Origin of the sequence: Gaiella sp. (genome assembly GCF_035558935.1) — a bacterium.
In the GTDB taxonomy this organism is placed as follows: Bacteria; Actinomycetota; Thermoleophilia; order Gaiellales; family Gaiellaceae; genus Gaiella.
The window spans coordinates 45,149-52,190 of the sequence record NZ_DATMBZ010000114.1 but is presented as its reverse complement, the minus strand read 5'-3'; the positions used below and the strand labels follow the sequence as shown (position 1 = coordinate 52,190).

General features: G+C 69.2%; 7 protein-coding genes. 5 read left to right on the top strand and 2 right to left on the bottom strand.

Features of this window, described 5'->3' with window-relative positions:
• Positions 1-653 (bottom strand): TetR/AcrR family transcriptional regulator (locus VNM44_RS11170; RefSeq protein ID WP_325625957.1); only part of this gene is annotated, 653 nt, incomplete at its 3' end.
• Positions 654-787: 134 nt separating this feature from the next.
• Here VNM44_RS11170 and VNM44_RS11165 point away from each other — a divergent pair.
• Positions 788-1,759, top strand: a complete 972-nt coding sequence (locus VNM44_RS11165) for an NAD(P)-dependent alcohol dehydrogenase (protein ID WP_349258034.1) — start codon at positions 788-790, stop codon at positions 1,757-1,759.
• 11 nt (positions 1,760-1,770) lie between these two features.
• Here VNM44_RS11165 and VNM44_RS11160 read toward each other — a convergent pair whose 3' ends face one another.
• Complete coding sequence (locus tag VNM44_RS11160; RefSeq protein ID WP_325625955.1) at positions 1,771-2,274, bottom strand: pyridoxamine 5'-phosphate oxidase family protein; 504 nt, start codon at positions 2,272-2,274, stop codon at positions 1,771-1,773.
• Between the two features lie 299 nt (positions 2,275-2,573).
• Between VNM44_RS11160 and VNM44_RS11155 the strand changes: the two genes are divergently transcribed.
• The 4 genes from VNM44_RS11155 to VNM44_RS11140 all read left to right on the top strand — a co-directional run bounded on the left by VNM44_RS11155 (position 2,574) and on the right by VNM44_RS11140 (position 7,014).
• Positions 2,574-3,512: a UDP-glucuronic acid decarboxylase family protein gene (locus VNM44_RS11155; protein ID WP_325625954.1), complete on the top strand. Its 939-nt coding sequence runs from the start codon at positions 2,574-2,576 to the stop codon at positions 3,510-3,512.
• On the top strand, positions 3,505-4,665 hold the full coding sequence (locus VNM44_RS11150; RefSeq protein WP_325625953.1) for a hypothetical protein: 1,161 nt from the start codon (positions 3,505-3,507) through the stop codon (positions 4,663-4,665). The genes VNM44_RS11155 and VNM44_RS11150 overlap by 8 nt, the downstream gene beginning before the upstream one ends.
• A 21-nt stretch (positions 4,666-4,686) precedes the next feature.
• Positions 4,687-4,917, top strand: coding sequence for a hypothetical protein (locus VNM44_RS11145; RefSeq protein WP_325625952.1), 231 nt, complete (start codon positions 4,687-4,689; stop codon positions 4,915-4,917).
• A 252-nt stretch (positions 4,918-5,169) separates the two neighbouring features.
• Positions 5,170-7,014 (top strand): 2-oxoacid:acceptor oxidoreductase subunit alpha, encoded by a 1,845-nt coding sequence (locus tag VNM44_RS11140; protein ID WP_325625951.1) that lies wholly within the window; start codon positions 5,170-5,172, stop codon positions 7,012-7,014.
• Positions 7,015-7,042: the final 28 nt, after the last annotated feature.

Here is a 7,042-nt window from a genome sequence, read left to right as displayed (position 1 = left end):
CCGTCGAGGATCAGGTCGAGGCCGAACTCGAACTCGCGCAGGTTCTCCCGCCACTCCGCGGAGACGTGCTGCTCGGCGTGCTCGGCGAGGTGGGGGTAGCCGGCGCTGCGCAGTCTCGGGACGAGCCCGGCGATGAAGTCCTCGGCGCTCAGGCCGCCGGTGATGTCGTCTCCGCCGACGGAGTGGCCGAGGTGCCACATCGTGAAGCCGAGGATGTGGCTGTCGAGCGCGTGGTATCCGCGGTACGTGAGCTCGGCTGAGAAGCCGGCGTCCTCGAGCCGGCCGAGGAGCCACTCCATGTAGCGGAGCCGCGGGTTCTCCTCCAGGCGGAGGCTTCCCGGCGACAGGACGAGGCTGCACGCCCACGGGTGGCGCAGGAACGTGTCGTACGCCGAGATCGCGCAGCGCCGGATCGCGGTCTCCCAGTCCTGGTCGGAGGGAAGGTCGATCTCGCGCACGACGTCGTCGACCATCGCGTCGACGAGGTCGCCCTTGTTCTCCACGTGGTTGTAGAGCGACATGGCCTCGACACCGAGGTCCTTCGCGAGCCTCCGCATGCTGACGGCCTCGATGCCGTTGTCGTCTGCGAGTGCGACCGCCGCGCGCACGATGCGGTCTCGCGTCAGCGGCGCTCGTTGCGGAGCTCGACTCATGACGACTTGACAGGCTTACGGCGTACGTCCATACTTACACCATAAGCGTACAGTGTATGTAGGAAGGAGCGGAGATGTCGGCGACGGCGATCGACGACGAGACGATGACCGACAGCGATCGAGGACGGACGACGATGCAGGCGATCGTCCATGCGCGCTACGGCCGGCCGGAGCCGGGTGTCCTCGATCTCCGAGAGGTCGCCGTTCCCGTGCCCGAGGACGATCAGGTTCTCGTTCGCGTGCGCGCGTCGTCGGTCAACCCGGTCGAGTGGTACGGCGTGACGGGGCCGTACTTCGCGCGGGTCGGGGCGGGCTGGCGGACGCCGAAGGATCCGCGCGTCGGAGCCGATCTCGCCGGTGTCGTCGAGGCGGTCGGCCGGGACGTCGAGGGTCTCGCTCCGGGCGACGAGGTCTTCGGCTCAGGCGTCGGCGCGTGGGCCGAGTACGCGGTGGCGCATGCGACCCGTCTGGCCCCGAAGCCCGCGAACCTCTCCTTCGAGGAGGCCGCGATCGTGCCGATCGCGGGGCTGACGGCGCTCCAGGCGCTCCGCGACCATGGGAAGCTCCAATCCGGCGAGAATGTGCTGATCAACGGCGCGTCCGGGGGCGTCGGCACGTTCGCCGTCCAGCTTGCGAAGGCGTTCGGAGCCGACGTGACCGCCGTCTGCAGCACGAGAAACGTCGACCAGGCGCGGGCCCTCGGCGCGGACCGCGTCGTCGACTACACGAAGGACGACTTCACAAGACTCGGAATCCGCCACGGTCTCATGGTCGACATCGCCGGGAGCCGCTCGTTCCTTGCGTGCAGACGGGTGCTGACGCCGGACGCGAGGTTCGTCGTCGTCGGAGGCAAGATGTCGTATCGCGGGCTCGGACCGCTTCCGCACATCGCCGGGACGATGCTGAAGTCGCGGCTGCGCAGCCAGACGACGACCTTCTTCGTGGCGAAGGTCACGACGGAGCACCTCTCACTCCTGTGCGACCTGATCGAGGCGGGGAAGGTGCGGCCGGTCGTCGAGCGCATCTATTCGCTCAGCGAGGCACGCGAGGCTCTCGCCCATCTCGGCGAAGGGCACGCCCGCGGGAAGATCGTGATCACTGTCTAGGGCGGCTCGACTCAGTTCTCGACGCGCTGGACCTCGCCGACGTCGGGGGTGTCGCCCGTCACCCAGCCCTTCACGACCTCGAACAGGACGACCGGCTGCGGGCGGTCGAGCTCGAGGAACGACGCCGCGTGCACGTCGACGCCGATCAGGACGAGCCGCGGGTCGTCCGGCGTGCCGTGGCGGGGGTCGCCCTCGTCGGCAAACCACATGCTCCAGTCGCGCGCGTAGAGCTCGTGGATCGTCCCGCGATCGCGGGAGAGGGTCGCGATACCGGAGACCGAGACCCACTCGCGTGTCCGGTCCTTGTAGTAGGCGAGGTTGACGTGCGGGTCGGCGGCGATGTCACGCGTCTTCCCGGAGCCCTCGGCCGCGACGAACCAGAGATCGGCGCCGGAGGCGCGCTTCTGAGTCGCCATCGGCCGTGACTCGAGATGGCCGTCCGGCCGTCGCGTCGTCATCATCGCCACCTCGATCTCCTCGACCATCTCGTAGAGCTGCTTCAGCTCGGGCTTCACTCGTCGCTCCTCTCTCGTTCGCTTGGCTGATGGGCCGTTGCCGGGTCTTCCCGCGCGGCGGCCCGCCCTAACCCACACGGCGGACGCGAGCGGACACGCCGTCTATCGTCGAGCTCGGGAGACCGGAGCAAGCGAGCCGCGTCGGTGGCCGTCGCAGCGTCTGGCGCGCCGCGACGGTCTCGTCCACACACATGCCGAGGCGGCGGCGCCGATTCGATCCACGACCGCGACGGCGTGCCGGTTCGGACTTCGTTAGCAAGGGTGTCCCAAATTCCGGGCGCCGGGTAGCATCGCGCGCGATGCCGACCTCGCTCGTCACCGGTGGCGCCGGCTTCCTCGGCTCTCACCTCTGCGAGGCGCTTCTCGGCAAGGGGCACCGCGTCGTCTGTCTCGACAACCTCGAGACCGGATCGCTTGCGAACATTGCGCATCTTCGAGGCGACGAGTTCAGCTTCGTCCACCACGACGTGAGCGAGCCGATCTCGATCGAGGAGCCGCTCGACTTCGTCTACCACCTCGCCGCCCTCGCGAGCCCGATCGACTACATGCGGCTGCCGCTCCATTCGCTCAAGACCGGCTCGTACGGCACGCATCACGCGCTCGGCGTCGCCAAGTGGAAGCGGGCGCGCTTCCTCCTCGCGTCGACGAGCGAGGTGTACGGCGACCCCGAGTTGCATCCGCAGCAGGAGACCTACTGGGGGAACGTCAACCCGATCGGGCCGCGCGGGGTCTACGACGAGGCGAAGCGCTACGCCGAGGCGCTGACGATGGCCTACCACCGCCAGCAGGGGGTCGACACCGCGATCGTCCGGATCTTCAATACCTACGGCCCCCGGATGAGGCCGAACGACGGTCGCGCGATCCCGAACTTCTTGAGCCAGGCGCTCGCCGAGAAGCCGCTAACGGTCTACGGCGACGGCTCGCAGACGCGGAGCTTCTGTTACGTCGACGACCTGATCCGGGGCCTCATCCTGCTCGCCGAGTCCGGCGAGCACCTGCCGGTCAACATCGGCAACCCCGGCGAGTACACCATCCTTCAGCTGGCGGAGGCCGTCCTCGCGGCCACCGGATCGACGAGCCAGATCGTGTTCGAGGCCCTGCCGGTCGACGACCCGCAGGTGCGGCAGCCCGACATCACGCGCGCGCAGCAGCTTCTCGGCTGGGGGCCCGAGATCGCGCTCGACGAGGGCCTTCGTCGCACGCTGGCGTCGCTCGGGAGGGACCCGGCGCGTGCCTAGGGCGGCTGCGGCGCTCGCCGCGACTCTCGTCGCCCTGGCGGTCGTCCTCGCGCCCAGCGCATCGGCGTCGCCGTCGCTCAAGGTCGGGATCTTCGACGACGGCGTCGTCCTCTACGGCGAGCCGGACCTCGTCTTCCCGCAGCTTGCGAAGACCGGGACGCAGCTTCTCCGGGTCAACCTCTGGTGGTCCGGGCCGGGGATCAGCGTCGCCACGCGAAAGCCGAAGCGGCCGGGGGACCCGAAGGATCCCGCCTACAACTGGGACACGTACGACCGCACGGTCAGGTTCTCGATCGTCAACAACATCCAGCCGATCTTCTCGATCATCGGGACACCGCCGTGGGCGAACGCCGCGAAGGGCTGGAACGTCGCGCCCACGAACGCGCGCGACCTGCGGCTCTTCGCAGCAGCCGCTCAGAAGCGCTACAGCGGGACGTTCGTCAACGCCGACGGGATCACGCTGCCCCGCGTCAGCCTCTGGATGGCGTGGAACGAGCCGAACAACCCGGTGTTCCTCAAGCCGCAGTATCGGCGCACAGGGAAGACCTGGGCGATCCAGTCGGGACGCGACTACGCGAAGATGTGCAACGCCGTCGTCCAGGGCGTCAAGTCCATCCAGCGCTCCTCGACGGTCGCATGCGGAGCGACCGGCCCGCGCGGCAACAACAACCCGAACTCGAGTCGCCCCTCCGTCTCGCCGCTTCCCTTCCTCCGTGCGATGAAGCTCGGCGGGGCAAAGGGCTTCGACGCGTACGCGCACCACCCGTACTACGGCTCGCCGGCCGAGACCCCGTCGACACCGCCGCCGCCCGGGAAGCGAGGGCGGCCGCCGACGGCCGTGACGCTCGGCAACATCGACGTCCTGATCAAGGAGATCGACCGGCTCTACGGTAAGCGCATGCGGATCTGGGTGACCGAGTACGGCTACCAGACGAATCCTCCCGACAGGTTCTACGGCGTCACGTACTCGAAGCAGGCGAAGTATCTGACGCAGGCCGTCTCGGTCGTCCGCGCGAACCCCCGCATCGACGTCTTCCTCTGGTTCCTGCTCCGCGACGAAGAGCGCCTGGGCGGCTGGCAGTCGGGCCTGACGACGTTCGAGGGCAGGCGCAAGTCGAGCTTCAACGCATTCCGCCGCGCCGTCCTCGGCTGAGGGCCCATCTAGACTGGGAGCGTGGCGAAGGGCTACGCAGAAGGCCCCGCCGCCGAGGAGGCGGAGCGCCGGCGCGAAGAGCTCGCGTCGGGCGATGCGGTCGCGGAGCCGACGACCCGCGTCGCGATCGAGGGCTGCACGCCTGACGACCCCGAGAGGCACTTCCTCGGCTGGGACGGTGACGTCGACCCCGACGTCCTGTTCGCCTCGGGCGCGGCGTGGGGCATCCGGCGCGTCCGACGCTCGGTCTGACGGGGCACTCGTCGCGGAGGTCGCGGGGGACGACCGTTCGGCCTCAGAGACCGGCGGCAGTCAAGACGTCGTTTCGGGACCCGCACGAAGCGGACGATCACGCGCCGAGGTCGGGACGTATCGCCCGGAGCGATGCGGCTCGTCACGATGTGGATCGATCGACACAAAGCCGGCACGCTTTCCCCTTGACAGAAATCGGTCTCTGAGGCTGCACTGCGTCCCGCCGCGACCCCTCGCGCTACGCTGCACGCAGTGAGCACCAAGAAGGTCGAGCACCTCGACGGCGTGATCATCCGCTTCGCGGGTGACTCGGGCGACGGAATGCAGCTCACCGGCGACCGGTTCACCAGCGAGACGGCCGCGCTCGGCAACGACCTCGCCACGTTCCCTGACTTCCCGGCCGAGATCAGGGCGCCCGCAGGGTCGCTCCCGGGCGTCTCGGGCTTCCAGGTTCACTTCGCCGACCACGACATCCTGACCGCCGGCGACAGGCCCGACGTCCTCGTCGCGATGAACCCGGCCGCGCTGAAGACGAACCTGCGCGACGTGCCAAAGGGCGGGACGATCATCGTCAACACCGACGCGTTCAACGACCGGACGCTGCAGAAGGCCGGGTACGCGGAGAACCCGCTCGCGGACGGCTCGCTCGCCGACTACCACCTCCACGAGGTCGCGCTGACCTCGATGACGGTCGGCGCCCTCAAGGGAATCGAGGGGGTCACGCCGCGCGAGGCGGAGCGCTCGAAGAACTTCTTCGCGCTCGGGCTGATGTCGTGGCTCTACCACCGCCCGACCGAGGGGACGATCGGCTTCATCGCGTCGAAGTTCGCGAAGCGCCCGGAGATCGTCGAGGCGAATACGCGCGCCTTCCGCGCGGGCTGGAACTACGGCGAGACGTCGGAGGACTTCGCCGTGTCGTACGAGGTCGCCCCGGCTCCCCTGACCCCGGGGACGTACCGCCAGATCACCGGAAACACCGCGCTCTCGTACGGCCTGATCGCCGCCTCGAAGCTCTCCGGCCTCCCGCTCTTCCTCGGGGCGTACCCGATCACGCCCGCGTCGTCGATTCTCGAGGAGCTCGCCGGGCGGAAGGAATTCGGCGTCGTGACCTTCCAGGCGGAGGACGAGATCGCCGCCGTGGGCGCCGCGGTCGGCGCGTCGTTCGGCGGGGCGCTGGGAGTTACGGCATCGGCCGGCCCGGGAGTCGTCCTCAAGGCGGAGACCGTCGGCCTCGCGATCGCGCTCGAGCTGCCGCTTCTGATCCTCGACATCCAGCGGGCAGGCCCGTCGACGGGCATGCCGACGAAGCCCGAGCAGGCCGATCTGCTGATGGTGCTGTTCGGACGGAACGGCGAGAGCCCGGTGCCCGTCGTCGCGGCATCGACGCCCTCGCAGTGCTTCGACGCCGCGATCGAGGCCGCGCGAATCGCGCTCAAGTATCGGACGCCCGTGTACCTCCTCTCCGACGCGTACCTCGCCAACGGCTCCGAGCCGTGGCTCATCCCGGACGTCGCCGACCTTCCCGACATCTCCACGAGCTTCGCCGAGGCGAACGGCGAGCCGTTCGAGCCCTACCGCCGCGACCCGACCACGCTCGCGCGGCCGTGGGCGGTCCCCGGCACGAAGGGCCTCGAGCACCGGATCGGCGGCCTCGAGAAGGCGGACGTGACCGGAGCCATCTCGTACGACCCGGACAACCACGACCAGATGGTTCGCCTCCGCGCACAGAAGGTCGCCGGGATCGCCGCGGACATCCCCGAGCTCGAGGTCGACGACCCGGACGGGGATGCCGAGTTGCTCGTGCTGGGCTGGGGATCGACGTACGGCCCGATCGTGGCCGGCGTCCGGCGCGCGCGGAAGGAAGGACATCGCGTCGCGCGCGCCCACCTGGGTCACCTGAACCCGCTCCCACGGAACACCGGCGACGTCCTGCGGAGCTACCCCAAGGTGCTCGTCCCCGAGATGAACCTCGGCCAGCTCGCGATGTTGCTTCGCGCGGAGTTCCTCGTCGACGTCGTCTCGTACACGAAGGTGCGTGGCCGCCCACTCGGCGCCCGCGAGCTCGAGGATGCGATCACGACGATGGTGGCCTCGTGAGCGGGCTCGGACACCGTGTCCGACTTCA

Coding starts and splice junctions, on each gene's coding strand:
- VNM44_RS11155 (WP_325625954.1), top strand. CDS start 2,574: ATGCCGACCTCGCTCGTCACCGGTGGCGCCGGCTTCCTCGGCTCTCAC.
- VNM44_RS11165 (WP_349258034.1), top strand. CDS start 788: ATGCAGGCGATCGTCCATGCGCGCTACGGCCGGCCGGAGCCGGGTGTC.